At 56.6% G+C, this 25980-nt stretch carries 31 protein-coding genes and 2 pseudogenes; 20 read left to right on the top strand and 13 right to left on the bottom strand.

Going from position 1 to position 25980, the window contains the following annotated elements; translation table 11 throughout:
- Window positions 1-62: 62 nt before the first annotated feature.
- Window positions 63-488, top strand: a complete 426-nt coding sequence (locus tag EG886_RS10845; protein WP_124728147.1) for a DUF309 domain-containing protein — start codon at window positions 63-65, stop codon at window positions 486-488.
- 36 nt (window positions 489-524) lie between these two features.
- On the opposite strand, the gene EG886_RS10840 is transcribed toward EG886_RS10845, so the two are convergent.
- Together EG886_RS10840 and EG886_RS10835 are read right to left on the bottom strand one after the other, a co-directional pair.
- Window positions 525-1106 carry a YdcF family protein gene (locus EG886_RS10840; protein ID WP_164491802.1) on the bottom strand — a complete coding sequence of 194 codons (582 nt, stop codon included), beginning with the start codon at window positions 1104-1106 and terminating at the stop codon, window positions 525-527.
- Window positions 1107-1167: 61 nt separating this feature from the next.
- Window positions 1168-1548, bottom strand: coding sequence for a hypothetical protein (locus EG886_RS10835; RefSeq protein ID WP_124728145.1), 381 nt, complete (start codon window positions 1546-1548; stop codon window positions 1168-1170).
- Window positions 1549-1784: 236 nt separating this feature from the next.
- On the opposite strand from EG886_RS10835, the gene tpx reads away from it, so the two are divergent.
- The 4 genes from tpx to tatC all read left to right on the top strand — a co-directional run bounded on the left by tpx (window position 1785) and on the right by tatC (window position 4852).
- Window positions 1785-2306 carry a thiol peroxidase gene (tpx, locus tag EG886_RS10830; protein ID WP_124728144.1) on the top strand — a complete coding sequence of 174 codons (522 nt, stop codon included), beginning with the start codon at window positions 1785-1787 and terminating at the stop codon, window positions 2304-2306.
- Between the two features lie 77 nt (window positions 2307-2383).
- Window positions 2384-2971 carry an RNA 2',3'-cyclic phosphodiesterase gene (gene thpR, locus EG886_RS10825; RefSeq protein ID WP_124728143.1) on the top strand — a complete coding sequence of 196 codons (588 nt, stop codon included), beginning with the start codon at window positions 2384-2386 and terminating at the stop codon, window positions 2969-2971.
- 120 nt (window positions 2972-3091) lie between these two features.
- The gene (locus EG886_RS10820) at window positions 3092-3907 is read left to right on the top strand and encodes an ATP-binding cassette domain-containing protein (protein ID WP_164491801.1); all 816 of its coding nucleotides are present in this window, start codon (window positions 3092-3094) and stop codon (window positions 3905-3907) included.
- Between the two features lie 201 nt (window positions 3908-4108).
- A complete protein-coding gene (gene tatC, locus EG886_RS10815) occupies window positions 4109-4852 on the top strand; it encodes a twin-arginine translocase subunit TatC (RefSeq protein WP_164491800.1) in 744 nt (247 codons plus the stop codon).
- Window positions 4853-5027: 175 nt separating this feature from the next.
- Here the strand turns inward: tatC and EG886_RS13985 are convergent, their stop codons facing one another.
- From EG886_RS13985 to acnA, 4 genes and pseudogenes are all read right to left on the bottom strand, one after another.
- A complete protein-coding gene (locus tag EG886_RS13985) occupies window positions 5028-5153 on the bottom strand; it encodes a DsrE/DsrF/DrsH-like family protein (RefSeq protein ID WP_241154314.1) in 126 nt (41 codons plus the stop codon).
- A gap of 236 nt (window positions 5154-5389) precedes the next feature.
- On the bottom strand, window positions 5390-6070 hold the full coding sequence (locus EG886_RS10810) for a site-2 protease family protein (RefSeq protein ID WP_241154313.1): 681 nt from the start codon (window positions 6068-6070) through the stop codon (window positions 5390-5392).
- 71 nt (window positions 6071-6141) lie between these two features.
- Window positions 6142-6509, bottom strand: a pseudogene (locus tag EG886_RS10805) (VOC family protein).
- The gene (acnA, locus tag EG886_RS10800; protein WP_124728140.1) at window positions 6509-9229 is read right to left on the bottom strand and encodes an aconitate hydratase AcnA; all 2721 of its coding nucleotides are present in this window, start codon (window positions 9227-9229) and stop codon (window positions 6509-6511) included. Before acnA ends, EG886_RS10805 begins: the two are co-directional and overlap by 1 nt.
- 369 nt (window positions 9230-9598) lie before the next feature.
- On the opposite strand from acnA, the gene EG886_RS10795 reads away from it, so the two are divergent.
- The 3 genes from EG886_RS10795 (at window position 9599) to EG886_RS10785 (ending at window position 11318) form a co-directional block, all read left to right on the top strand.
- Window positions 9599-10351, top strand: a complete 753-nt coding sequence (locus EG886_RS10795; protein WP_124728139.1) for an IclR family transcriptional regulator — start codon at window positions 9599-9601, stop codon at window positions 10349-10351.
- A 201-nt stretch (window positions 10352-10552) separates the two neighbouring features.
- Window positions 10553-10816, top strand: coding sequence for a hypothetical protein (locus tag EG886_RS10790; protein ID WP_124728138.1), 264 nt, complete (start codon window positions 10553-10555; stop codon window positions 10814-10816).
- A 145-nt stretch (window positions 10817-10961) separates the two neighbouring features.
- A complete protein-coding gene (locus EG886_RS10785) occupies window positions 10962-11318 on the top strand; it encodes a hypothetical protein (RefSeq protein WP_124728137.1) in 357 nt (118 codons plus the stop codon).
- A gap of 695 nt (window positions 11319-12013) precedes the next feature.
- Here EG886_RS10785 and EG886_RS10780 read toward each other — a convergent pair.
- Both EG886_RS10780 and EG886_RS10775 read right to left on the bottom strand, forming a co-directional pair.
- A complete protein-coding gene (locus EG886_RS10780) occupies window positions 12014-12424 on the bottom strand; it encodes a type II toxin-antitoxin system HicB family antitoxin (protein WP_124728136.1) in 411 nt (136 codons plus the stop codon).
- 88 nt (window positions 12425-12512) lie between these two features.
- Window positions 12513-12728, bottom strand: coding sequence for a type II toxin-antitoxin system HicA family toxin (locus EG886_RS10775; protein ID WP_124728135.1), 216 nt, complete (start codon window positions 12726-12728; stop codon window positions 12513-12515).
- Between the two features lie 124 nt (window positions 12729-12852).
- Here EG886_RS10775 and EG886_RS10770 point away from each other — a divergent pair, with 124 nt between their 5' ends.
- Window positions 12853-13074 carry a hypothetical protein gene (locus tag EG886_RS10770; protein WP_124728134.1) on the top strand — a complete coding sequence of 74 codons (222 nt, stop codon included), beginning with the start codon at window positions 12853-12855 and terminating at the stop codon, window positions 13072-13074.
- 13 nt (window positions 13075-13087) lie between these two features.
- Here the strand turns inward: EG886_RS10770 and EG886_RS10765 are convergent, their stop codons facing one another.
- The 3 genes from EG886_RS10765 to EG886_RS10755 all read right to left on the bottom strand — a co-directional run bounded on the left by EG886_RS10765 (window position 13088) and on the right by EG886_RS10755 (window position 14957).
- Window positions 13088-13465: a GIY-YIG nuclease family protein gene (locus tag EG886_RS10765; protein WP_164491799.1), complete on the bottom strand. Its 378-nt coding sequence runs from the start codon at window positions 13463-13465 to the stop codon at window positions 13088-13090.
- Between the two features lie 4 nt (window positions 13466-13469).
- Window positions 13470-14357 (bottom strand): tyrosine-type recombinase/integrase, encoded by an 888-nt coding sequence (locus tag EG886_RS10760; RefSeq protein ID WP_124728132.1) that lies wholly within the window; start codon window positions 14355-14357, stop codon window positions 13470-13472.
- Window positions 14358-14504: 147 nt separating this feature from the next.
- Entirely contained in the window at window positions 14505-14957 is a 453-nt protein-coding gene (locus EG886_RS10755; protein WP_124728131.1) for a GIY-YIG nuclease family protein, read from the bottom strand.
- 87 nt (window positions 14958-15044) lie between these two features.
- On the opposite strand from EG886_RS10755, the gene EG886_RS10750 reads away from it, so the two are divergent.
- Both EG886_RS10750 and EG886_RS13770 read left to right on the top strand, forming a co-directional pair.
- Window positions 15045-15236, top strand: coding sequence for a hypothetical protein (locus EG886_RS10750; RefSeq protein WP_124728130.1), 192 nt, complete (start codon window positions 15045-15047; stop codon window positions 15234-15236).
- Between the two features lie 87 nt (window positions 15237-15323).
- A complete protein-coding gene (locus EG886_RS13770; protein ID WP_164491553.1) occupies window positions 15324-15590 on the top strand; it encodes a hypothetical protein in 267 nt (88 codons plus the stop codon).
- Between the two features lie 44 nt (window positions 15591-15634).
- On the opposite strand, the pseudogene EG886_RS10745 reads toward EG886_RS13770, so the two are convergent.
- Window positions 15635-17232 (bottom strand): annotated as a pseudogene (locus EG886_RS10745) (ABC transporter ATP-binding protein); the annotation flags it as partial.
- Between the two features lie 522 nt (window positions 17233-17754).
- Here EG886_RS10745 and EG886_RS10740 point away from each other — a divergent pair.
- On the top strand, window positions 17755-17988 hold the full coding sequence (locus EG886_RS10740; RefSeq protein WP_164491798.1) for a DUF2553 family protein: 234 nt from the start codon (window positions 17755-17757) through the stop codon (window positions 17986-17988).
- A 60-nt stretch (window positions 17989-18048) separates the two neighbouring features.
- On the opposite strand, the gene EG886_RS10735 is transcribed toward EG886_RS10740, so the two are convergent.
- Window positions 18049-18660: a pyridoxamine 5'-phosphate oxidase family protein gene (locus tag EG886_RS10735; protein WP_124728128.1), complete on the bottom strand. Its 612-nt coding sequence runs from the start codon at window positions 18658-18660 to the stop codon at window positions 18049-18051.
- A gap of 97 nt (window positions 18661-18757) precedes the next feature.
- Between EG886_RS10735 and EG886_RS14065 the strand changes: the two genes are divergently transcribed.
- The 8 genes from EG886_RS14065 to EG886_RS10700 all read left to right on the top strand — a co-directional run bounded on the left by EG886_RS14065 (window position 18758) and on the right by EG886_RS10700 (window position 25955).
- Window positions 18758-18883 (top strand): hypothetical protein, encoded by a 126-nt coding sequence (locus EG886_RS14065; RefSeq protein ID WP_277423817.1) that lies wholly within the window; start codon window positions 18758-18760, stop codon window positions 18881-18883.
- Between the two features lie 388 nt (window positions 18884-19271).
- The gene (locus tag EG886_RS10730) at window positions 19272-19943 is read left to right on the top strand and encodes a 7-carboxy-7-deazaguanine synthase QueE (RefSeq protein ID WP_124728764.1); all 672 of its coding nucleotides are present in this window, start codon (window positions 19272-19274) and stop codon (window positions 19941-19943) included.
- 18 nt (window positions 19944-19961) lie between these two features.
- Complete coding sequence (gene queC, locus EG886_RS10725; RefSeq protein WP_124728127.1) at window positions 19962-20660, top strand: 7-cyano-7-deazaguanine synthase QueC; 699 nt, start codon at window positions 19962-19964, stop codon at window positions 20658-20660.
- Between the two features lie 5 nt (window positions 20661-20665).
- Window positions 20666-21055 carry a 6-pyruvoyl trahydropterin synthase family protein gene (locus EG886_RS10720; RefSeq protein WP_124728763.1) on the top strand — a complete coding sequence of 130 codons (390 nt, stop codon included), beginning with the start codon at window positions 20666-20668 and terminating at the stop codon, window positions 21053-21055.
- Between the two features lie 21 nt (window positions 21056-21076).
- The gene (queF, locus tag EG886_RS10715) at window positions 21077-21565 is read left to right on the top strand and encodes a preQ(1) synthase (protein WP_124728126.1); all 489 of its coding nucleotides are present in this window, start codon (window positions 21077-21079) and stop codon (window positions 21563-21565) included.
- A gap of 287 nt (window positions 21566-21852) precedes the next feature.
- Complete coding sequence (locus tag EG886_RS10710) at window positions 21853-22227, top strand: ArsR/SmtB family transcription factor (protein WP_124728125.1); 375 nt, start codon at window positions 21853-21855, stop codon at window positions 22225-22227.
- Window positions 22214-24316, top strand: a complete 2103-nt coding sequence (locus EG886_RS10705; RefSeq protein ID WP_124728124.1) for a heavy metal translocating P-type ATPase — start codon at window positions 22214-22216, stop codon at window positions 24314-24316. Before EG886_RS10710 ends, EG886_RS10705 begins: the two co-directional genes overlap by 14 nt.
- 211 nt (window positions 24317-24527) lie before the next feature.
- Window positions 24528-25955, top strand: coding sequence for an RtcB family protein (locus EG886_RS10700; protein ID WP_124728123.1), 1428 nt, complete (start codon window positions 24528-24530; stop codon window positions 25953-25955).
- Window positions 25956-25980: the final 25 nt, after the last annotated feature.

Below are 25980 nucleotides of genomic sequence, written 5' to 3'. Positions count from 1 at the left end.
TGCGGAAGCAGGGGTGTCTTCACGGCTTCCGGGACGGGCAGGCGGTACGGAGGTGATTCCGGTTGAAAGAGTATCCCCGTTTGTATGTGGACTTTTTGCATTATTTCAATGTGGAACGTGATTATTACGAATGCCACGAAGTTCTGGAGGAGCTTTGGCTCGAAGAAGGGCGTGACCCGTTCTGGCAAGGGCTGTTGCAGGTGGCGGTGGCGCTGCACCATCACCGCAACGGCAACCTCAACGGGGCACGCAAATTGTTTGCCGCCGCCCTCGACAAACTGGGGCGGTTTCCGGAGGCGGTCCGCGCCGGGATCGACCTTGCGGAGGTGAAACGGGAATCGACCCGGCGTCTCGATGAATTGCTTCACGCCACCGAAGGTTCTTCCCCGGCGTATGAGCCGTTTGAGATCCGCATTCTGGACGAGGAGCTTCGCCGGTTGGTGACGGAGAGGAAGTCCCGTCCGCCGGAAGAACACGACGGAGAGTGATTCCGGATCGTTTCCCGGACTCTTGTGTGACCCCGTTCACCGTCCCAGCTCCTGCTTGACAAGAGCCAGGCATTCCCGTGCCTTGTGGTACGGCATGAACAACACTTCCGAATGGGCCGGGGACGGGGTGGGGGAGAGTCCGGCCTGAAGCGCGTAATTCAGGGCCCGGTGCATGTGATAATCATGGGTGATCAGGGTGATCCGGGTCCATTTCTTCTCTTGGATGATCCGGGCGGAGTACAGGAGATTTTCTTTGGTGTTGGAGGAGCGGTCTTCTTTGATGATCCGGTCTGCCGGCACTCCGCGGTCGGTGAGGAACCGTTTCATCGCTTCCGCTTCGGTGATGCCGTCATTGCCCAACCCTCCGGAGACGATCAGGGATTGGACCTTCCCGCGGTGATAGAGGTCCGCCGCCAGATTGAGCCGCTCCACCAGGGCCGGACTGGGAGTTCCGTCCCACAGTGCCGCTCCGAGCACAATCCCGGCTTCGTGGGGATGATCGGGCGGAGTTTCCCCGTCAAACCGGGAAACCAAGGACCAATACCGGATGACGGGGAGAAGGACGAGCAACGACAAAATCACGGCGACAATCGTCAACCATTTGAAGATCCCGTTCACAAGCAGCCCTCCCGTGTTGATCCGTACATGCGTTGGAACAGGGGCCATCATCGGGCCGGTTTCATTCCGGTTCCGCTCGTCGATTTTCCGTTATTGGTTCGGAGGCGGATCTCGGACCGTCTTTTTCGGGATGAGTTCCGCACACAAAGGAATGGGGCGGTCCGGGATGCCAGACGGAGAATTTGCCGGTCTCCGGGCTCCAGTCGATCCGGATTCCGTGGAGCCGGTCGGCTTCCCCCGGTTTCCAGGCAAACGGGATCCCTTTGATGTCCGCGGTCCGGTATGAGGGACGGATTTCCGTCAATTCCAGTGCAAAGGTGGGCATGCCGCAACCCGACGTCAGCGGAACCACTTGCACCGCCAACCGTTCTCCGTCCTGCTGTTCCTGCCACAGCAGGAGCTTCAGGCGTGCGGCGGCCAGATCACTCAGTCCGATGTCCACGATGTGTTCATCCTTTCAAATGCCAGGTCCCCGACTTCCACCTTACCAGATCCCGTCGGAGCGGGACAACTTGTTCGGATCGGCCCTTTGTTTCCTGATTCTCCGTTGTCGGGATGAAACCGCTTCAAGCGGGCTTACCGGTCTGGTTTCCGCTGTTTGCCGGTGTTAAGATGATATGGAGGCGGATATGCCTCCTCAACTTTCGCATTGCCAACATTCCCTGGGAGGGGTTGTCCATGACCATCGAAAGAAAAGGTGTCGTCACCATGAAAGGAAACCCGGTCACCCTGCTCGGACCGGAAATCAAAGCGGGGGACAAGGCTCCCGATTTCACCGTGCTGGCCAACGACATGTCCCCGGTGACCCTGGCGGACGGCAAAGGAACGGTCCGCATCATCAGCGTGGTCCCGTCCGTCGACACGCCGGTGTGCGACCTGCAAACCCGCCGGTTCAATCAGGAAGCCGCTTCCCTTCCGGGCGTGAAAGTGCTGACCGTCAGCGTGGATTTGCCGTTCGCCCAAAAGCGTTGGTGCGGGGCGGCCGGAGCGGAAAACATTCAGACCGTGTCCGATCACCGCGATCTCTCGTTCGGCACGGCGTACGGTGTGGCCATCAAGGAGCTGCGCCTCCTGGCCCGGGCCGTTTTCGTGATTGACAAGCACGACGTGGTCACCTATGCGGAGTACGTGCCGGAAGTGACCCAACATCCGAACTACGAGGCGGCGATTCTGGCCGCCAAAGAAGCGCTGAACGCCTGACGGGAGGAAACGGCGCAAACACCGGAAGTCCGGCCAGGCATGACGGCCGGGCTTCGTCTTTGGAAGGAGAAGATCTGATGAACAAAGCATCGGAAAAAAGATTGTTTGTCGCCGTGAGGTTGCCGCCGGAGGTGAAGCGGGCGCTGGCGGTTCGGTGTGAAGAGCTCGGGACTCGCTGGCGGTTTTCCAAATGGGTTCATCAAGAAGATTATCATGTCACCGTGCAGTTTCTCGGGAGCGTGGACCAAGACCGGATGGGGCCGCTCGCCGGCGAGCTTGCCCGTGCGGCGGCGAAGCATCAACCGTTTGAACTGGCCGTGGCCGGCATCGGGACATTCGGCCGCCCGGAGCAACCCCGCATCCTGTGGGCGGGCTTGACCGGAGACTTGGGCAAGCTTCGTGCCCTCCAAAGCACGGTCGCCCGTCATTTGGAAACGGTGGGATTTCCGCCGGAACAACGTCCCTACCGACCGCATGTGACGGTGGCCAGAAAATGCTTGGACACTCCCTTTTCATTGAACGCGGGTCCATCGTGGGGAGAAGAGGCCGAAAAGCGTTGGCGGGTCGATGAATTGGCGCTGATGGAAACACGCCTGGGAGAACGGCCCATGTACCGCGTGGTCGGGCGGTTCGCGCTCGGAACCGGCAAGCGGCTTCCCGTTTGATCCGGAGATTTGTGCAACTGTTGAAAATTGGATGAAAAAAATCTGACCGTTAAGCCGGGATCTTGCGGTATACTCGAAATCAAAGGGCCTTGTTTTTTCAGTCGGAGAGAGATGGAAAGGATGGACTTGGCATTGAAAATCGAATGGTCGCATGTGAGCAAGATGGTGGAAACCCGGGACACGACATCGTTTGACCGCGGCAAGGCTCGGCGGTTCGGCTTGCTCGATTTTTCCGCGGCCGTACGGGAAGGGATTACCGTCGTGCTGGGACCGGAGGGTTCAGGAAAATCCACCTTGCTGAGACTCACCGCCACGCTTCTCGTTCCGGATGACGGACGCATCACCTTTCGCCTGGATGACGGGGAAACGCATGTCTGGTCCCGCGGCAGCGTCATCACCTCCGGGGTGTCCAGCTTGGGGAATTTGAGAGAACGAATCAGTTACATACCGGACATTCCCCGCTTGGATCATGATGTCAGCGTGGAATTCTCCCTGCTTCATCTCGCCCAGTTGCGCAGAGTGTCGCATCCGAAGAAACGGGTGGCGGAAATGATCGCCCGATGGGGACTCGGCGGATACCGGAAAATCGCCTTGCGGGAGTTGTCCGGTCCGGTTCTGAAGAGATATTTGCTGGCGCAAAGCCTGGTGGCCGACCCCAAGATCTGGATCCTGGACGAGCCTTCCCGCGGCATGGATGACTGGGGACGTCGGCTGTTGTGGCAGGAATTGATCCATCGCAGTGCGGATCGCCTTGTTTTGCTGGCCACCTCGGACCTGGAGCTGGCGGAATGCGCGGACGATCTGTTGTTGATGGAGAAAGGATCATGTCGCCGTCTGGGACGGAAAAAATGGTTGACTGCCGGGGTTCCGGAAGGGACCGTTGCCGCCTGGTACCGGGTGATGCAGACGTTTTCCGTTCAAAGCGGCTTCCGGTGAGCCGGGGATGGAGAGAAATGACAGATGAATGGGAAAGAAGTCGGCGTGAAGCGGTTGACTTCTTTTTTTTGTGCCGCGGCGATCCGGAGGGAAAAATGGACAAACCGGTGAACATCGGATCATTCCCGGCCCGGGGACTGGGTTTTGCGGGGATCTTGCAATATAATAGAGACTGGTTCATCTATCGGGAGGGAAACCGCCTTGAACGAGGATCTGAAACCTTTGACCGAACATCTGTCGGAGCTGCGCACGCGAATCATCTGGGTGGTTGTCACCTTCATGCTTGCGCTGATTGTCGGCTTCATATATGCCCCCGACATTTTCAACTGGATTCGCCAAGATTCCTTGCAACACGTGAAATTGTTTGTGTTCAGCCCGGTCGACGCGTTCCGGCTGTACATGCAGCTGTCCTTTCTGATCGCCTGGATCACGGTGGTTCCCGTGATGCTGTATCATGCCTGGAAGTTTGTCACACCGGGACTGTATCCTCACGAACGGCGGGCGGCGTTTGTCTATATCCCGGTCAGCCTGATCCTGTTTCTGCTCGGAATCTTGTTCGGATACTTTCTGGTGTTTCCCTATTTGATCAACTTCCTGGAGACCATCAACCAGCAAATGGGGCTGACACCTCAATACAACGTGTATCAGTACTTCACGCTGATGTTTCAGATCATCTTCCCGCTGTCGTTGTTCTTCGAAATTCCGGTCATATTCGTGTTTTTGACCCGGCTCCGTCTGGTCACGCCCGAATTTCTCCGGAAAATCCGCCGCGGAGCCTATCTGGTGATGGTGATTCTCGGGGCGATCATTTCCCCGCCGGATTTCGGTTCCAACATCATGGTGACATTGCCCATGATCGTGCTTTACGAAATCGGCATTCTCGTTTCCAATGCCGTGTACCGGCGGATTCTGGAAGAGGAACAGGAGCGGGAGGAGGACCGGTGACGCGCCGTCTTTCGCCGATGTTTCCTCGTCGATTCTGTTTGCCCGATCCGTTCGGAAAGAACAGGCACCGCTTCCGCGCAAGAACATGTGCGAAGCACCCCGGTTTGAAATGCAACAGGGTTTCGGACGCTCCTTCGTCGTCATGCCGGGGAGCTTGTCCGAAACCCTTTTCGTTTCAGATGAACAGGTTGATGTTCGCTTCATCCGCTTCGGCCGGGCAGGAAGCCACGCCGGCGAATTCCAGGCCGTCGTCGACGAGTTCCTTTTTGCGGATTCCAACACATCCATCGACATCGCGCAAACCGCCGGCTTCACGTCCGGATCCTTTGCCGTCTGCATCAATTCGAAGCCCGGGGAAGTTGCCCGCAGGAAAAAACGGCCCGTCCCGGACTTTTTGCGGACAGGCCGTCAAAAGGGAAGCTCCCGACAGCGCCCCCTGACATCGTCACTTCAGATTGAACCATCGGGAGGAAATGCGGGTTCGCCCCGGATGCGCGAACGTCTGCAAACCGCCGGCCGCGACATCGGAAATGTTCCTCAGGAGACGAACAGCAAGAAAAATCGGAACATGTAGTCAATCGTGTCCGGTACCAGGATGTTGAAGATGGGGTCCAGAAAGTAATTGCCGATCGGAGTGAGGACAATGACCAGGAAAATCAGCAGCGCATACGGTTCCAGGGCGGACAGTTGCCGGCCGATCCGGTCGGGAGCCAGATACCGGATGATGAAATACCCGTCGAAAAACGGGAGCGGGATCAGGTTGAAGAAAAACAGGACGACGTTCAGGTGAATGATGACTTGCAAGAGCGTCTGGACGAAGTCCTGCCAGAAATCGGGCAGCACGTGGATGGCTCCGGTCAGGAGCAGGAGAAACAGCAGGAACATGGTGACAAACGCCGTGACCAGATTGGCAAGCGGCCCGGCAAATGTGACCAGCGTCCCGGCCAGGCGGGGATTGCGGAAGTAGGCGGGATTGACCGGAACGGGTTTGGCCCAACCGAAACCGACGATCAGGATCAGCAGGGTGCCCACCAAATCCAGGTGGGGAGCCGGATTGAGCGTCAATCGGCCCGCGTTCTTGGCGGTGGGGTCTCCGAACCGCCAAGCGGTCCAGGCATGGGCAAACTCATGAACCGTGAAGGCAATCAGGAGAGCGATCAGGATAAAGGGAAGTTGATTCAGTTGATATTTGAACAACGACGAAAAGAAGTCCTCCAAAGCGTTTCACCACCCGAACAAGATCAAGAAGGCAGTGCCTGGCCGGCACTGCCTCGAAAAACGGCATCCGTTCACTTGAGCAGTTGCAAAAGTTCCACCCGGTTGCCGAACGGGTCGCGGAATTCGAAGCGGTCGACGCCCGGAATCGGAATCGATTCCTTGACCTCGATGCCTTCGGCTTCCAGTTTCTTTCTGAACGCGTCCAGATCATCCACCAGATAGGCGAGGTGCGCTTTTGTCTTGTTCCGGTCCACCCGTCTTCCACGCCGACGTGGATTTCGGAGTTTCCGGCCATCAGCCAAAATCCGCCCCGGTTTTTGAGCGGATCCGGCTTTTCGATTTCCCGGAGACCGAGCACGCCGGTATAGAAGCGGCGTGCTTCGGCTTCCGTGCCGACGGGGATGGTGATCTGGACGTGATGGAGCCCCAGAACGTTCATCAGCCGGTCACCGTCTCCTTGTCGTTAAGGATTTGACGCAGCACCGTTTGCAGGATGCCGCCGTTGCGGTAGTATTCGACGTCGACGATGCTGTCGAGACGGACCAGCACGTCGAATTCCAGCGTCGAGCCGTCGGGACGGGTTGCTTTGACGGTCAGGGTTTGACCCGGCTTGACGTCATCGGCGACCGGAATGTCAAACGTCTCTTTGCCGGTCAGGCCGAGCGACTTCCAGCTTTGACCGTTGGTGAACTGCAGCGGGAGCACGCCCATGCCGACGAGGTTGCTGCGGTGGATCCGCTCGAAGCTTTCCGCGATGACCGCTTTGACGCCGAGCAGGTTGGTTCCTTTGGCTGCCCAGTCGCGGGAGCTTCCGGTTCCGTATTCCTTGCCGGCGATCACGACCAGCGGAGTGCCGGCTTCTTTGTACTTCATGGCGGCGTCATAGATGGACATCACTTCGCCGCTCGGGACGTGTTCGGTGACGCCTCCTTCGGAACCGGGCACCATCTGGTTGCGGATGCGGATGTTGGCGAACGTGCCGCGGGTCATCACCCGGTCGTTTCCGCGACGGGAACCGTAGGAGTTGAAGTCGGACGGATTCACGCCGTTTTCGATCAGGTAACGGCCGGCCGGGCTGTCTTTCTTGATGCTGCCGGCGGGAGAGATGTGGTCCGTGGTGACCGAGTCGCCGAGCAGAGCGAGCACCCGGGCATGGGTGATGGCTTGGATCGGTTCCACTTCGGGAGACAGATCCGTGAAGAACGGCGGTTCCTGGATGTAGGTGGAAGTTTCATCCCATTCGTACAGGACGCCTTTCGGGGTCGGCAGTTGGTTCCACCGCTCGTTGGCTTCAAACACCTTGCTGTATTGCGCACGGAATTGTTCGGCCGTGATCGCTTCGCGCATCACTTCGGCGACTTCACGGGAAGACGGCCAGATGTCCTTCAGGTATACCGGCTGGTTGTCGGAACCGATGCCGATCGGGTCCTTTTCGAAGTCGATGTCCACGGTGCCGGCCAGAGCATAAGCCACGACCAGCGGCGGGGAAGCGAGGTAGTTCGCTTTCACCAGCGCGTGAATCCGGCCTTCGAAGTTCCGGTTGCCGGACAGGACGGAGGCGACGGTCAAATCGTTGTCTTCGATCGCCTTGCTGATGTCGTCGGCCAGCGGACCGCTGTTGCCGATACAGGTGGCGCAGCCGTAACCGGCGATGGTGAAGCCCAGTTTGGCGAGCGGCTCGATCAGGCCGGCTTTGGTCAGGTAGTCGGCCACCACGCGGGAGCCCGGGGTCAGGCTGCTCTTCACGTAGGCGGGCACTTTGAGTCCTTTTTCCACGGCTTTCTTGGCCACCAAACCGGCTCCCACCATGACGGACGGGTTGGAAGTGTTGGTGCACGACGTGATGGCGGCGATCACCACGGAACCGGTTTTCAGCTCGAAGCTGGTGCCGTCTTCGCGGGTGACGGTGACGGACTTTTTCACATCCTCTTCACTCAGACCGAATCCGCGCTCTTCCACCGGTTTGCGCAAGGTTTCGTTCCAGGCTTCTTTCATGCGGTTCAGTTCGACGCGGTCTTGCGGACGCTTCGGACCGGCCAGGGACGGAACCACGGTGCCGAGGTCGAGCTCGATCGTGTCGCTGAACTCCGGATCCGGCGTGTCGTTCGTGCGGAACATGCCTTGGGCCACGTAGTATTCCTTGATGAGTTGGATGAGGCTTTCGTCGCGGCCGGTGCTGCGGAGATATTCCAGCGATTCTTCATCCACCGGGAAGAAGCCGACGGTGGCGCCGTATTCCGGAGCCATGTTGGCCACGGTTGCGCGGTCTGCCAGGCTGAGGGAGCTCACGCCCGGACCGTAGAACTCGACGAATTTTCCGACCACACCTTTTTTGCGGAGCATTTCGGTGACGGTCAGGGCCAGGTCGGTGGCGGTGGCACCTTCGGCCAGTTTGCCGGTCAATTTGAAGCCGACCACTTCGGGGGTCACGAAGTAAAGCGGTTGTCCCAGCATGCAGGCCTCCGCCTCAATGCCGCCGACGCCCCAGCCGACCACGCCGAGACCGTTGATCATCGTGGTGTGGGAGTCGGTGCCGACGAGGGAGTCGGGGAAGACGACCGTCTCATCGCCTTCTTGACGGGTGGCGGCCACGGTGGCCAGGTATTCCAGGTTCACTTGGTGCACGATTCCCGTCGCGGGCGGTACGGCGCGGAAGTTGTCCAGAGATTCGGCCGCCCAGCGCAGCAGGCGATAGCGCTCTTCATTCCGCTTGAATTCGAGGTTCATGTTGTATTCCAGTGCGTCTTCGGTGCCCGCTTTGTCCACCATCACGGAGTGGTCGATGACCAGGTCCACCGGAATGAGCGGATTGATCCGTTCGGGATTTCCGCCGACGCGGGCCATGGCGGAACGGAGCGCGGCCAGGTCGACAACCGCCGGAACGCCGGTGAAGTCCTGCAGCACGATCCGTGCCGGTTTGAAAGCGACTTCCTTGTCCGAACGCTTTTCCGTCCATTTGGCCAGCTGTTCGATGTGTTCCGCCGTCACGGCTTTGCCGTCGTATTGACGGACGGCGGCTTCCAGCAGCACCTTGATGGAGAAGGGCAGTCGGGAAACCGGACCGATTCCTTTTTCTTCGAGTTTCGGCAGGGAATAGTAGACATACTCTCTTCCGCCGACATTCAGCTTGGAGCGAACGCCGTACAGATCCTGCGCCATGTCGTCAGCCTCCTCTTGCTCGGGATGGGGGGTTTCTTCTCTTTGTTTCATTCTGTGAAACCCGGTTTCTTTTTCCGAGACCATTATACAACGGTTTTGAATCCTTGTACAGACCTCTCTCCGAAAATCGGGCTGTTGAGAGATGCGAAATTCTTTTCCGCAAGGCATACCGGCAAGTCCGCCGGCGTTCCCTGCGGTTTTTTCCCGGAAAACCCGGTCGGAACGGAGAGCCTTCCTTGTCGCGGGAGAGAAAGCGCGACGCCGGATTCCCTTGATATTTTTTGCAGACGTTTCTTTTCTGTTCCTCCTTTGGGAGGTATAATGATTGAAAACATGTTTCGCGGAATGAAACACGGAAGGTGTTGTCCGTTGGGAGATGAAAAGAAAACCACGGTCCGGGCGGCCGAGCGGGCCCTCGACATCCTGCTCTGTTTCGTGGATCAGTCCGAACTGGGAATGATGGAGATCGCTTCAAAGACCGGCTTGAACAAAAGCACGGTGTTTCGCCTCCTCGCCACGCTGGAGGCGAAGGGATTTGTCAAGCGGGATCCGCGCACGGACAAGTACGAGCTGGGTTTTCGCATCTGGGAACTTTCCGCCAGTCTCAACCGATCCGACGATCCGGCCGTTCTTCTGTTGCCGGAGATGGAAAGGCTTCGCGACGAGCTGGATGAGACGGTGAGTCTGTACGTCCGGGACGGATTGGAGCGCGTGCGCATCCAGGCGGTGGAAAGCCGTCAGGCCATCCGGCGCGTCGCGCCCGTGGGTGCCAGGATGCCACTGAGCGTGGGGGCGTCCAGCAAAGTGTTGGTCGCATACGGCGATCGGGAACTGCTCCGGGCCGTGTTGACCGATCCGGATTGGCCGGAAACCGTTGACAAGGATGCGTTTCGTGCGCAACTGGAGAAGATCCGGGAGGACGGCTTTGCGCTCAGCGTGGAGGAACGGGAAGAAGGGACCGCCGCGGTCGCCGTGCCCGTGTTTTCCCGCGGAGGCAAACTGGTTGCCGCTCTCACCGTGTCCGGCCCCGTTCTGCGGATGAATGAACCGACGATGATCAGCTTCGTTCCAGCCATGAAACTGACGGCTGAACGAATGGGGCGCATGCTTCGGGATGAATGAATCATGCCTTTCGGAGGATGACCAAAGAGACCGGCGAAGATTCCGTCCCGGGATTCGAATCTCCGTGCGGCCGAAGCGGACCTTGGGACATCTTTTCTCTTTGTCTGTTCCGTTCCTGCTTTTTCCCCCGATCCGGTTCTTCGTATGGGTTTGGAATGCCGGCTTCATACTATGGACGATCACTCGCAAGGGGGATTGTCCATGAGATTCACGTTGGAAGAGATGAATTTGCTCTCGGAATGGTTGGAAAAAGAAGAAGCACGACTGCATCAGACGCCGGAGGAAGGCAGGGAACGAAACCTTCAAATGATCGGTCGTCTTCAGCGAAAGTTCAGGGATCTGCAGGCTGAACTGGAACCGGCCGAGCAAGAGTGGCTGGTTTCATTGCTCGCGGAGGAACGAAGTCATATTCACGGAAACGCTCCCGAAGCCATGGAGCGAATCCGGCGGAAGCTGATCCACTGAACGGATCCGGGGAGAAGACGCTTGTCGTCGGGGGAGCGGTGAAGGGGATGCAACTCGTGCTTCGTGCCATTTTGACGGGTTCATCCCCGCTTCCGAAATCGGTAGAATGGAAGAGAAGCTCAAGACAAACAGGGGAGACGGCCTGATGCTCAAAGCGTTTTCTTTCGTCTTTTTTTTGTTGTTCATCGGCATGGCGCTGCCGGCCGCGTACAAGGCGGCTCTTCACAGGGCGCGGTTTGCCGGTGCCGAGCTCCCCGGTCCCGTGCGCAAACGGCTTCGACGTTCGTGGGTGTTTCTGGCGCTGTTCATTCTCACTCTTGTCAAAGCATGGAACGCCCAGGATGATTCATCCGGATCTCCGGCGGCACCCGCGCAGAGCGCCGTGGAACAAAATGCGGAAGACCCGGCTTCCGAATCGGGGCTGAGGAAGTTCTTCCGCGGAGAGAATGGGAAGGGATGGTTCCGGGACAAGGATTCCGGACAAGACGCCGATGATGATTGAGCGTTCCGCACGGGCGGGAAAAAACCGGCCATACCCGGACATGAGGGGTGGCCGGTTTTGTGTTTTCGGTCCGGGTGTACAAACCGGAACTCCGGCAAACGGCGGATCCGGTCCATCTTCAGGTGCCAAGGGCCTCACACAGCTCAAGCGTTCTCAGACACCCCGAAGCAGCAGGGCAATCAGCAGTTGTACAACGACATCTACAGAGTACAACGGGGTCAGACGGCGCAAATCGGCGCACTCGTTCGATGTGATGAAATGGACATCATGCAAATGAATCGAGTGGGGCTGGTGTTTAGCAGTATAAAAATCAAGCTCACTGCGAGAACAGTGAGCTTGTTCAACAGATCATCAACACCGCATGGATGTCATCGTTTTATCACCTTTGGGTTTCATGAAATTTTGCTTGTAATCCAAACTGTTTGGAATACAGGTTTGCATACACTCCATTTCGTGCAAGTAACGCATCGTGAGTACCTTGTTCCACAATACCGTCCTTTGTTAGCACGATAATTCGGTGGGCGTTGCGGATCGTGGAAATGCGAGGCACCTGGGATCCAACCCATTCAACCCATTTCGGACAAATCAAAAATCCCCCGACCGGCTCCAAAAAACCCTCCTGCTGTTTGTCACCGGTTCGGGGGTTTTTCTTTGCACAAAAAACCGCCTCCTGTTCGGGAGACGGTTTCCAGGGTTCAGCGATGATCCTGGATGCCGAGAGCTTGCTTGACGGCCGTCTGAAGAAGCTGGGAGAAGTTCAGCCCGGCCGCATCACCGGCGTCATTCAGCCATTTCGGAAGAGTGACGGTCTTTTTGACCGCTTTGTTTGCTTCTGCGTCGCGGTACGGCGGAACCCAAACGTCGATGAAGACGATCCGGTCAGTGGAATCGTAAAGCTCGATGTCCTTCGGATCGGACGGAGTCGGAAGCTCTTTGCCTTGACGCTCATAGCGGGCGATCTCGTGGCCCAGCAGATCACGAGCACGATCAATCCCTTTTACGACGTTTTCGTCCGAACCGGCCGTCCCTGGAAAGTCCGGAAAGTAGAACGAGACGTTGTTTTCCGCCTGCTCAAACACGACCGGATACACATAGTGGTTCTTCAAGCTGCATCCCTCCGTACAGTATAATGAAGGGGCTGAGATTGGGCGAAGACCCACCGAGGAGGGGAATCCCTCCCCGGCGGCGCCGGGATTACTTGAAGAGCTTCATCCCGGCTTGGCGCTCAATGTTTGCCAAGGTTCCTTTCTTCACCGTGTCACCTTCCCGGTGGATTGCGAGGGTGACTTGTCGGCTCGGGTCGTCCTTATGTACCCAGATTTCGTGACTTCCCTTGCCTTGCCGCCCGAAGCGGAACCCGGCTTTTCGAAGCGCTTTTTTCACTTCGCGCCAAGTGAAGACCTTGCCCAATCTCGCACCTCCTTTCTGATACCAGTATAACACGTATAAATAATACGTGTCAATAGGAAGTATAAAAAATACTTATGTTTTTTGTCCTGTCTTTCGGCAGGACGTTTTCTTTTGAGGTGATTTCATGATCCGGATCGTCCCACACTGGAAGCGGCGTGTCGGCTATATCCTGCTGTTCAATCGCTGGCGGATTGATTTCCGGCGGTGGTACTACGTCACCATCGACGACGAACTGATGCCCTGGTGGGCTTGCGAGTGCGAGCTGGACCAGATCCGGGAGCAGGAGTTTCCCGGCCGCGATGTCCGGTTCTCTCCGGTGCCGTGGAGGAAGCGGATGTTTACATGAAAAAAACCGCCCCTCATGAGGCGGTGAAAGGATTGGGTCTGGATGCGTTGTACTTGGGATTTAGGTGATGGATCAGGTAGTATTCGATGTCTACGCAATCGGGGTAACGTTTCCTGAACTCATCAAACGATTCAGCCCAAAGAATGCGAACTTCAGTGACTTCATGAATGAAGTGTTTGGTGTTTCGGGAATTGCCTTTCAAATGTTGACGGATTCGATCTGTCAGATAGCGTGACCATCCCAAATACAGTAGTTCGCCCGAAGCGTTGTAGAAGAAGTAAAGACCGCTACTTCCACGCAAATTATGTTTCCGAATCCAATACGCAAAGCCAGGATGGAAAATATCTTCGACGGGGATGATCCGGTCGAACTGAACAACCACTTGACTCATCGAATCACCTTTCTTCGCTGATGAGCTCCACAGCTTTCCGGAGCTCTTTTTCTGATGGTGTCGTATATCTCCGGGTGGTTTCGATGGACTCATGTCCGGCCAGCGCGGCCACGTTCTGGATGTCCACTTTTTGGTCGATGAGGCTTTTACAAAAGGTATGGCGGAGACAGTGGGCGGACACTTCCTTGTCATCAAGGACTTTGAAGTATCTTTCAAGTTGCTGGTGAATGTTCTGGCGGCTCATTGGTTTGCCGTCACGGGTGACAAATAGGCGGTCCGTTTCCGGATTGCTCCGGTGCTTCATCCATTCCTGATAAGCCTTGATGAGATCGGGGTTCATCGGGACCATACGCCACTTGCCACCCTTCCCTGCGGTGATGGTGACGCGCCAGTAACGTTCATCCACGGCCGCCACATCGAGATCACGCACCTCGCTGATCCGAAGGCCGGCTTTCAACATGAACATGAACATGGCGAGATTCCTGGCTCGTTTCCATGGGTTCTCTTCGGATTCGATGGCGTGCTGAACTTTGGCGACCTCTTTCCGATCCAGCCAACGGGGAGCTTCGGTCAGTTTGGAAACCCGTTTGACTTTGACTTTCCGGGCGACATCCACTTTGACGAGCTCTTGGTCCACGAGAAACGACCAATACACCTTCAAAGCGGAGATCCGCTTGTTGATGGTGGCCGGTTGGAGCTTGTCGTGGATCTGCATGTGCTTCTTCCAGTCCTGGATGTCGAGAGCGGTGACGTTGGCGGGTTCAAAATCATCGTCCACGCTCTCCGTATACCACTTTTCGAAGAGCCGGACGGATCGGAGGTATTCGTCAATGGTGAGAGCGCCTTTCCCTTCTTCCTTGAGCCAAGTTTCAAAACGGTCGAGGTAATTCATCCTGGTCACCTCAATTGAACCGTATTCTGTAAAGCATCAGACACTTCGATTATAACGTATTCTGTAAAGTATTTTCAAGGCTTCGGAAGGAAAAAGATTGACAGAATTCATATTCTGTAAAGTATTTGAAGACAAAAAAAGAACCCCTCACGGGGCGACATCATCCGCAAACTCAAACAGAGAGCCTTGCACATACCGACTAATGCGCCGGCGGCGACGACGGCCAGCCCGGTCGTATTCGGCAGGCGCGTTGTACAATTGGGCTTTTGAGTGCCGCAAGATCCATTCGTCTTCCCTGGCTTCGAGATCGGCCGGATCAGAAACAATCTCCAACACCCTGAACTCGAACCATTGCGGACCGAATCGACGAAAATCAACCTGGAGATCAACGACGTGATGTGTGCCGTTTTTTAGATGGCTCAGATGTTCCTTCGCCCGTTTCCGGGCACATCGTGTCCGGCCGATATACATCCGCTGGTTGATCAGGTTCACCACCGCATAGATGGCGGGGATCCCCTTTGGGATCGATACTTTGTCAATCAACCGGAGGCGATCCGCCCAAAGCGACAGCCGAGGCTGGTGATACTGGGGCTGTTGCATCGGCAACCTCCATCCGTAAAATTTTCTGTTACCCAAGAATTTACCTGGAAACCACCGGGAACACAACAAGAAATTTGGAGGTACAGCATGAGCGAGCGCATCAGAGGACAACTGCTGGAGGCCGTAAGCCGGGCATATATCGCGCTCGGCCGATGCGAGGTGGAGGAGGCGCAAGTAGAGATGGCCAAGATCCTGGACATTCTGCAACGGGCTGAAATGGAGCAGGGCGTCCGGATCTCACCAGGAAGCGCGATATTTTACATGCAGAAGGCGGGGTAAGGGTGTTTACCGCGCTGTTTTTCATTCTGCTGGTTACGTGGCTGGTCGAAGTGGCGCGGGCTGAATCAGAGACTTGGAGGTGAAAGCATGGAAAACACACCAAAGTTCAACGTCCACCAACCCCCGGATCCGCAAACCGGGCAGGTAAATCAGGTGTGGGTTGAGCTGGACCCTGGAGATGGCTCCAATTTCCAGACTCACCGGGTGGCCCGCGTGACGTTTGACGGGACCAACTGGAAGATCGAGCGACAAACTTGGGTAGAAGATGCCAACGAGCCGCCAAAAGCGGACTTGGAGAGCGCAGTTCGGGCGGCAATCAAGATGCTTGCCGCGGATTGGGCCGCTGGGGAGTGATGAATGATGCCAGAGAAGCCGCTGAGGCCCTGCAACAAACCCGGATGGGCAATAACGAGGGTCGTTCTTCCTTTTGCCAACGATTCCAATGATTTTTGTATGATGCTTTCACTCTCGTTATCCAGTGCGCTCGTTGCCTCATCGAAAATGAGAACGGGGGGATTCTTCAAGAATACGCGAGCGATACTCAGCCGTTGCTTTTGACCACCTGACAGTTTGACACCTCGTTGTCCGATTTCGGAGTGGTAGCCGTTTGGCAAGCTCATAATAAAATCATGGGATGGGCACGCTTGGCAGCGTCGATAATTTCTTCTTCGCTGGCCGCCGGATTTCCGTAACGGATGTTTTCCATCACGGTTCCCGCAAAAAGGTAGATATCTTGCTGCACAATACCGATGTTTTTTCTTAATGACATAAGGTCGATGTCACGAACGTTGATCCCGTCGAGTAACACTTCTCCATCTGTTACATCATAAAAGCGGGGAATGAGCGAACATAATGTCGTTTTTCCCGCTCCGGACGGACCAACTAACGCAACGTATTCTCCCGGTTGTACACGAAACGACAGGTTATCGAGAACATTGCCCAAATGGTCATCGTAGCGAAAGGAAACTTGCTTGAATTCAATTTCACCATGCACTTCTGACAGGGTTATGGCATTTGGCTTGTTTTTGATGGCCGGCTTCAGATTCATGATTTCCATAAAGCGTTGGAAGCCGGTGATTCCTTCTTGAAACTGTGTGCTCATATGAGTCAACCTTCGAATGGGCTCAATCATAAAATTGATATACAGCAAAAAAGTGATCAAATCCGGTAACTCAAAAGTGTGGTTGACGATACTTGCACTACCAAAGATGATCACCGTGATTGTAATCAGTTGGATAAACGCCTCAACCCCATTGAAAAAATACGCTTCAGCCTTGTATGTTTTCTTTCGGCTCTCGAGGAAACGATCATTTTCACGGTTAAACTTCTCGATCTCCAGCTGCTCATTGGCAAATGATTTGACAACACGGATTCCCGATAGACTGTCCTCTACCTGTGCGTTTATGTCCCCGATCCGTTCTTTGTTGCTTCTTAGTGTTTTGTTCAACTTCTTGTTGAAATACAATAAAAAGACGCCCAAGAAAGGCAAAAAACAAGAAACGGCGATTGTTAATGGTGCGTTTATAAAGAACAAAATGACAAATGCTCCGATAAAACGGGTGAGATACTTGACGTAGTCTTCCGGACCGTGATGGTACAGTTCAGAAAGCAACAACAGGTCGTTCGTTATTCGAGACATGAGCTGACCTGTCTTTTCTTTATCATAAAAGCTCGAGGAAAGCTTTTGCATGTGCGCAAACAATTCACTGCGCATATCACTTTCCATTCGAGCACCGATTTCATGACCTTTGTAATCCACATAGTAATTTCCAATATTTTGAATCACAACCAAAACGAGCATCAGCCCACCGATCCAATACACTTCACTCAGTGCAGTGGACAAATCTCCTTCCAGCACATCTTTCGTAATGTACCGAACGAGCAACGGAAACGCCAAAGACACGACAGATACGAAAAAGTCGCACGCCAGTACCGACAGATACAACGTGAAATACGGTTTGTAATAGGAGAAAAACTTTTTTACCGGAAATCGCATGATTTTACCCCTTTATTGTGTTTTTTTGGTCACACATATAAGGGGTATATCATTACCATTTAAGAACGTGTTTTCCCCTTATATGCTGGTACGGATTGATTCATCATGGTTTTCATTTGAATGCCCTCCTTGGTCAGTAATGATTTCATTATAAATGATTTATGTGGGTTTGACCAGAATCTTCCAAAGGGGAGTGCGATGATCCATCGAAAATCCATCCGATCCGGCTGGGCCCAGAGCGACCGGATACCCCCGCCCCTGAAGGAATCCGCGTTTTTCTGTACTTCCGGCCGAGAAAACAGCAGATCCCCCTAGAGGGTTGCGAGACAAAATGTTCCCCGTGCTTCTCGCTTTCTCCGATTCACTCCGACAGATCTACCGCCGGTGGGAGATCGGACAAGAGTGAATCCTTGATTCGATCAGGGAAAATTTACCGGGAACGACGGGTTTGACATGCGTGAATTCAGAGAAAAAGTAAGAACAACATCCATCATTGCCAACGACGCAAGGAGGTTTGTTGTCATGAAAGCGGGGCGGATCGACATCACTGACCGGGTGACGGCCAAACTGCAAGACGGTGAATGGGTTTTGTACTACAATCACAAGCCCATCGGCCGTTTTGTCCCGGACAGTGCGGGCACCGACATGTCGGAAGGATTTGAACTGGACAACGGCCGATTGTATGCCGCCTACCCGGACGAGCGCAATCGCCTGCAAGGAAACTATGCCGATGACTGTGACATCGGCTGGTGCTGAACGCAAACCTCTCAAGACATGGACCGCCGGCATTCCGACCGGGAACGCCGGCGGTTTTTGTCATGCTTTCCGACGCTTCAGATCTTGTTCTTTCGTGCGCCCGGGAACAAAATATTTGTCTGTGGGAGGGTTGTCTTCCTTCGCGGTGATGCGGACCGGATCGATCCGGTACACCACCGTGGGGCTGCCCATGCCCGAGCGGTAGCGGTCCACGTGCGTGCGCGACAGAGGTTCGGAAAAATAGCCGGGGACGTATTTGTCCAGCATCGCCTGCAAAGCTTCCGTCTTTTCATCCAAATTCTCGACCGGCACACAGTGCCCGAACACCATGACACTGAAATAGGCCGCACCGGTCAACGCCGGTACCGGATCACAGGTGACGGCGATCTCTTCAAACACGGAGAAACAAACCGTTCCGCCGCGCTTGATGGCGTCCGCCTTGCGCCCTTCGTCGCTTCCGTGGAAGTAGATGCGCCCGTTGTGCCAGACGAAGTTGAGGGGGACCACGTAGGTTCCTTCTTCATCCGAAAGTCCGAGCGCACCGACATGCGCTGTTCGGAGAAACTCCCCGATGCGCGCGGGATCGGTCACTTCTTTGGCGGTCCGGCGAAGCGGCCGGAACCGGGCGGTGGATCCGGAACGGACCGGCGTTGGATCATTGGAGTGTTTCATGCGGAACCTCCTGTCTTGCCCGACCCGTGTTCGGTTATATGGGAATCAACAGAACAAAGATCGGGAATTTTCAAGAGAATAAAGGAGGGGAGCACGGATGTCAATGCCTTTCATCCGGCTGAACCGGAAGGCGTATGAAATGCTGTCCGACCAGAACGCCAAGCATTGGATCGAGGCGATCCCGGCGGGAACCGTCCGGGATCGGGGTTGGATCCCTCGGTGAGCCGGTGCCCGGTTTTGAGATCAAATTCGGTCATGTGGATGCGGAACGACTCGACGGTATCCGGAAGGTCGAACGGATTTTGGCCTCGGTCATCGCAATGCGGCCGGGAGACCGGTTTGGGTTTCGCTGATCGTCGATGCGTTGGAAGAATGAGTGGATTCGGAAAGTTCCCGCACCGTTTCGAACCGTGCGGGACACGCGCCCGGCCGACGGTTTTTTGCGTTCTTTCAGACAGTTTTGCCATGAATGTGTCCGGCTTGCGTTTTCAGGATTGCAAATGATAGCATGGCTCTAGTAGAATAGTGTTTCTGTGAACCGGTCGTTCCCACGGTGAAAAGAGGTGCGACAATTGGATGCCAGCGAACGCTTGGATGAAGTGAAGCTCCCGATGGTGGAAGTGTTTCAGACAGTGGAAGGGGAAGGGACGAGAGCCGGATTCCCCACCACGTTTGTTCGGGTATACAACTGCAATCTGCGCTGCACCTGGTGCGATACGCCGTACAGCTACGCACCTGCCAAGCCGGAATACGTGGCTTCGGTCCGGGAGATCATTGACCGGGTGAGAACCTTTCCCGCCAGGCATATCTGCCTGACCGGCGGGGAGCCGTTGATGCACGGGGACAAGTCGCTGCTTCTGCTCAGGGAACTGGCCCGGCTGGACCATGTGCGGGACGTGCACGTGGAGACCAACGGAGCGGTCGCGCTGCATCCCTTCGATGCCTGGCGACGGGGCGGTCCGGACGGCCGAAAGGTGCGGTTCATTCTCGATTGGAAATTGCCGGCCAGCGGGGAGACGGAGCGGATGATCCCGGAAAATCTCGATCTGCTCACGGACCGGGATGAGATCAAATTCGTCATCGCGGATGAACGGGACTTTCGCGAAGCCGTCGAGGTCCTGCGCACCCGGGTGAAAGAGGGACAGCCCCTGTTCAGTCCCGTTTGGGAAACGATGCCGCCGGCGCGGCTGGTGGAGCTGATGCTGGCGCACGAACTGACGGATGTGAAACTGAGTCTGCAACTGCACAAGATCATCTGGCACCCGGAAACCCGGGGAGTGTGACAGAAGGAGGAAACGGGGATGAGCCGAAAAGCGGTCATCGTCCTGAGCGGCGGCCTCGACAGCACCACCTGCATGGGAATCGCCCGACGGGACGGATATGAACTGTATCCCATCACGTTTCATTACAACCAGCGTCATGACCGCGAAGTGGAACATGCGAAACGGGTGGCCCGTTTTTACGGCGTCCATGACCGGCACAAGATCGTCGACGTGTCTTTCCTGGGGCAAATCGGCGGCAGCTCACTGACCGATCTGTCGATGGACGTGCCGGACGGCGGATCGGAAGAAGGCATCCCGAACACGTACGTGCCCGCGCGCAACCTGATTTTTCTTTCGCTTGCCACCGCGTATGCCGAAGTGATCGGCGCGACGCGCATCTATACCGGTGTCACTGCCGTCGATTACAGCGGCTATCCCGACTGCCGACCGGAATTTATCGCATCCCTGACGGAGACGGTGAATCTGGCCACCCGGATGGGGGTCACCTCCGGGGAGAAGATAAGCATCGAAACTCCGCTGATCCGTCTGACCAAAGGAGAGATCATCCGCGTCGGACTGGAGCTGGGGGTCCCGTATGAGCTGACCACTTCCTGCTACAACGGGGAAGAGGAAGCATGCGGGGAATGCGACAGCTGCCGGCTGAGGCTGAAAGGATTTGCAGAAAACGGCACGGAAGATCCCATTCCCTACCGGAAACGGCCGAATGTGGCCGGGTGAGTGACATGAAGGGCAAATACACGTTGATCAAGCATTTCCGGCTCTCCGCGGCCCATCGGATTCCCGGGGCCGGGAAATGCGCGAGGGTGCACGGGCACAATTACAAAGTCACCTTCTGCGTGGAGGGCACGGAACTGGACGAGCAACAAATGCTGATCGATTTTCGCACCGTGAAACACGCGATTGAAAAACGGTATGACCATCATTTTCTGAACGATTTTCCCGAATTCGACCCCGAACGGGGAGGTGCCGCCCCGTCTACGGAAAAAGTGGCTGAAGTGTTTTTCCGCATCATCGATGAATTGTGCGCGCAGAAAAGCAATCGGCCGACGCTCCGCTGGGTCGAGGTGCAGGAAACCGACGAGGCCCTGGCGAGATTTGAGCGGATCGACTGATGCAGGAAAGGAGGAAACAGCGTGCCGCAAAACGACAAGGAGCTGAACCTGAAACTGCTCGGAGGCAAAACGCAGTACGTTTTTGAATACAATCCCGACGTGTTGGAAACGTTCGACAACAAGCATCCCGACACGGATTACTGGGTGAAATTCAATTGTCCCGAATTCACCAGCCTGTGTCCGATCACCAATCAGCCGGACTTCGCCACGATTTACATCAGTTACGTGCCGGACAAAAAGCTGGTGGAGAGCAAGTCGCTGAAACTGTACCTCTTCAGCTATCGCAATCACGGCGATTTTCACGAAAATTGCATTGTCACCATCATGAAAGACCTGATCGACAAGATGGATCCCAAATACATCGAAGTCTGGGGCAAATTCCTGCCGCGCGGAGGCATCAGCATCGACCCGTACGCCAACTGGGGCAAACCGGGCACCCGCTGGGAAAAAATCGCCGAGCAGCGGCTGGCGATGCATGACATGAACCCGGAAACCGTGGACAATCGGTGATCCCGAAACGGTTGCGTCCGATAATGGATGCAACCGTTTTTTCATCCTTTCACGAACAGACACCGTGAAGGGGGAAAGCGGGGCCGGGCGGCTGCGGATCGGCAACAAAAAAGGAGCGGGAGCATACCAAGATCATGGTTGAGTGGAACCCGCCAACATTCAAATGAGCATTTGACAATTGGAAGTGAATGTGTGAATCTGTTCCGGAAGAGGTTTCGGCTGAATTCGTGCCTTGAACGCGGAAGGCCAGGGGCCTGTTTGACCATGAAGATTCGGAGGCGGGATGGATGGAAAACGAGCGTTGCTGCGAAGTGCTTGCGGTTGATGAGGAGCGGACAAACCGGATTCGCGCGGACATGGAGCATGAAGATTTTGAAGGTACGGCCGCGATGTTCAAGGCATTGTCCGATCCCACGCGATTGAAAATCGCGTATGCGCTCTCCCGTGAGGGCGAGCTGTGCGTGTGTGACGTGGCCTGCATCATCGGTTCCTCCACGGCGACGGCCTCCCATCACCTGAGGTCGCTCGCCCGTCTCAGGGTGGCAAAGCGGAGGCGGGACGGCAAGATGGTGTATTATTCGCTGGATGAAGAGCCCATTCGCCGGTGGGTGGAAGTCGCATTTGAACACCGGAAAGAAGGTCGGGAACATGAGCGGGAATAAATCCGTGAACTTTCGGCTGGAAGGGCTGACTTGCGCGGGATGTGCGGAGCAGTTTGAGCGAAGCGTGAGGGAGATTCCCGGCGTGGAGGAAGCACGGGTTGATTTCGCATCCTCCAGATTGACCGTCGTCGGCCAAGTGTCGTCCGAAGTGTTGGAAAAAGCGGGCGACGCGGAAGGCATTCGCGTCTTGCCGGAAACGGCGCCGGTCCCTTCCCGGATCCCTTTTTGGAAACGGCAAGGCGTGGTGCGGACGACGTTGGCCGCCCTGTTGGCCGTCATCGCCTGGACGGCGGGGGAAGGATCGGTCTTCTCCATGTTGGGCTATGTCGCGGCGATGTTGGTCGGAGGGCTGGCATTGTTTCGCAAGGGATGCCGGCAACTCTTTCGATTGCGGTTCGACATGAATGCCTTGATGACCGTGGCGATCATCGGTGCGGCGGCCATCGGGGAATGGAGCGAAGCCGCGACCGTGGTCATCCTGTTTGCCGTGAGTGAATCCCTCGAATCCTGGTCGATGGACCGGGCACGCCGTTCCATCCGGTCGTTGATGGAACTGTCGCCTGAACGGGCGGTGGTGGAAGAAGGCGGCGAAGAACGGACGGTGCATGTCCGGGAGGTGAAACCGGGCGACATTCTGATCGTCAAACCGGGGCAAAAAGTGCCTCTTGACGGAATTGTCGCGGAGGGAGCCAGCTCCGTCAATCAGGCGGCGATCACCGGGGAGTCGGTTCCGGTGGACAAGTCGGTCGGAGATGAAGTGTATGCCGGGACGCTCAACGGAGAGGGATTTTTGAAAGTGCGGGCGACGAAACCGGCGGAAGCGTCGACCATTTCCCGCATCGTTCAGCTCGTGGAAGAGGCCCGGAGCGCACGGGCCCCCGTCCAGTCGTTCATCGAGCGGTTTGCCCGGAAATACACGCCGGTCATCCTGGTGGTGGCCCTGCTGACGGCCACGGTCCCGCCATGGTTCGGCGTCGGCGGGTGGAGCGAATGGGTGTACCGGGGGCTGGCTCTGTTGGTGGTGGCATGTCCCTGCGCGCTGGTGATTTCCACTCCGGTGGCGGTGGTGACCGCTCTCGGAAGTGCGGCCCGCCGGGGATTGTTGATCAAGGGAGGCATTCATCTGGAGCAGGCGGCGTCTTTGTCCGTGATCGCTTTTGACAAGACGGGGACGCTCACCGCCGGCCATCCCGAGGTTACCCGGTTTGTGGCTTTGGCGGGTGAACCGGAACGCTGGCTTGCCGTGGCGGCGGCGATGGAACGCCATTCCCGGCATCCGTTGGCCCGTGCCGTGGTGCGGCACGCGGAGGAAGCGGGGGTTGACGTTCACCGGCCCGTGGTGGAATCGTTCCGGTCGGTGTCCGGTCAGGGCATTCGGGCGCTGGTGGATGGAACCTCTTGTTTCCTCGGACGTCCGGACTGGATCGGGAAACAGGTGCAAGGAGGCCTCCCGCCGGAAGCGGAGCGGCTGGTTTCGGACGCGGGAGCCGCTGGACGGACGGTCGTCTTGCTCGCGACAGACCGGGAAGTGGTGGCGCTGTTCGGCCTTTCGGACCGGGTGAGGGAAGGGGCCGGGGAAATGGTTCAGCGATTGAACCGGTTGGGCGTCCGGCAAACGGTGATGCTCACCGGTGACGGTGAAACGGTCGCCAGGGCCGTGGCAGAAGAGACGGGCATCCCCGAGGTGCATGCCGGACTCCTTCCGGATGAGAAACTGACGTGGATCCGCCGGTTGGGACGTTCGGGGAAAGTGGCCATGGTCGGGGACGGGGTGAACGACGCTCCGGCTTTGGCGGCGGCCGATGTGGGCATCGCCATGGGAGGTGTCGGTTCGGACGCCGCACTGGAAACGGCGGATGTGGTGATCATGGGAGACGATCCGGGCAAAGTGCCGCTGCTGATTCGAATCGGTCGCAAAACGGTCGCGGTCATCCGGCAAAACATCGCCGTGGCGTTGGGGCTGAAGCTGGCGGCGCTTCTTCTGATCATTCCGGGGATGTTGACCTTGTGGATGGCGGTGTTTGCCGACATGGGCGCCACCTTGCTGGTCACGCTGAACGCCCTTCGACTCCTGGGCGTGAAAGAGTGAGAAGTTGCCGGGATTTTTGAAAATGGTGGTTTTTGATCTGTCACGGGGCGGGAAAAAACGTGCCGGAGGATGGTTCCGAAAGGGAACGTTGGCGCTTCCCCCGTCCGGGAAGCAGCCTCCGGAGAAACGAGATCAACCGGCCGATCGTTCCGACCGGAACCGGCTTGCCGGTTTCGAATCCGGACCGGGAGACAGGAGAGAAAGAGAGATCATGATCAAAGATCATCGGAAGAATCATCGGGAAGTGTCGCTTCCCCACGGGACATTGCACGTGTTTGCCAACGACGAAGTGTTTGCTTCTCTGGATCACAAGGTGTACGAGATGGCGGACAACAATCTGCGCATCCCCCGGAACGTCCACATGAGCTATACACCGGATGCCCATGTCGGCGTGGGGACTTGCATCGGAACCACCGCCGTCTGGAACATGAGCGACGGGTTTGTCTCCCCGTCGATCGTCGGCTCCGACATCGGCTGCGGGATGCGGGTTCACCTGACCCCGCTGAAACGGGAGGACATCCGGGACAAGAGCCTCAGGCGGGAAATGATCCGCATGATTGAAAAATACGTTCCCGTCAACGAACGGGACGCGTCCCATTTCCGGGACATCCGGGTGGAAAACATCGTCACCGAAGGGATCCACGGCCTTCCGTCCAAGTACGTGCCGGATCACCATACGCCGAAAGAGCGTCGTTCGGTCACGCATGTGGAGCATGCAAAATTTGATTTCGACCCGTCCCACCTCGACCATGTGCCGGACAAGATCTGGTCCCGCGCCTGGCAGACCGTGGGGACGCTCGGAGGCGGCAATCATTTCATTGAGCTCCAAGCGGTCACCGTTCGGGAAGAAAAACGGGAAGTCGCGGAGAAATGGGGACTTTTCGACGGACAGATCGTGGTGATGATCCATTCCGGTTCCAGAGCCTGGGGCGGGATGCTGGGACCCAAGTACACCCGTGATTTCAGGGAAGCGATGCGGAAATGGGGCGTGGGCACCCCCGATCCCAACCTGGTGTATGCCCCGATCGACAGCGAACAGGGGCAGAGATACATTCACCTCATGTATTCGGCGCTCAACTATGCCGTGGTCAACCGGCACATGATCGCCTTCGGGGTGCGGGAAGGCTTGCGTGAAGTGTTCGGCTCCTCGTTCGAGATGCCCGTCCTGTATGACTTGATGCACAACTATGCGCTCAAGGAATTTCACCGGAACCGACCGATGCTGGTGCACCGGAAGGGAACGACGCGGGCGTTGCCGCCGGGACATTTCCTGAATCCCAAGGCGTATCGGGAGACCGGACATCCGGCGCTGATCCCCGGGTCGATGGGAACGTCCTCATACATCATGGTCGGCGAACCGGGCGGGGCGAAAAACTTCTGGTCCATCTGTCACGGGGCGGGCCGGGTTCGTTCGCGCCGCGCCACCAAGGAAACCGTGACGGTGGACCAGTTCGCGCAATCGCTCAAAGTGGGGACGGAGGAAGAAATCCTCGTCAACCAGCGGACGCTGGAGAGCATCCTTGACGAATGTCCGCAGGCCTACAAGGATGTGGACCAGATCATCGACTCGGTGGTGGGCGCGGGACTGGCTTCCGTCGTTGCCGAGCTTCGGCCGCTGGCAGTGGTCAAGGGAGTTTGATTTGGGATACAATAGGACCGAAGGA

Source organism: Staphylospora marina, assembly GCF_003856495.1.
Classification (GTDB): domain Bacteria; phylum Bacillota; class Bacilli; order Thermoactinomycetales; family Thermoactinomycetaceae; genus Staphylospora; species Staphylospora marina.
Note: the sequence above shows the minus strand (reverse complement) of the source record. Positions and strands in the feature narration are given on the sequence as shown.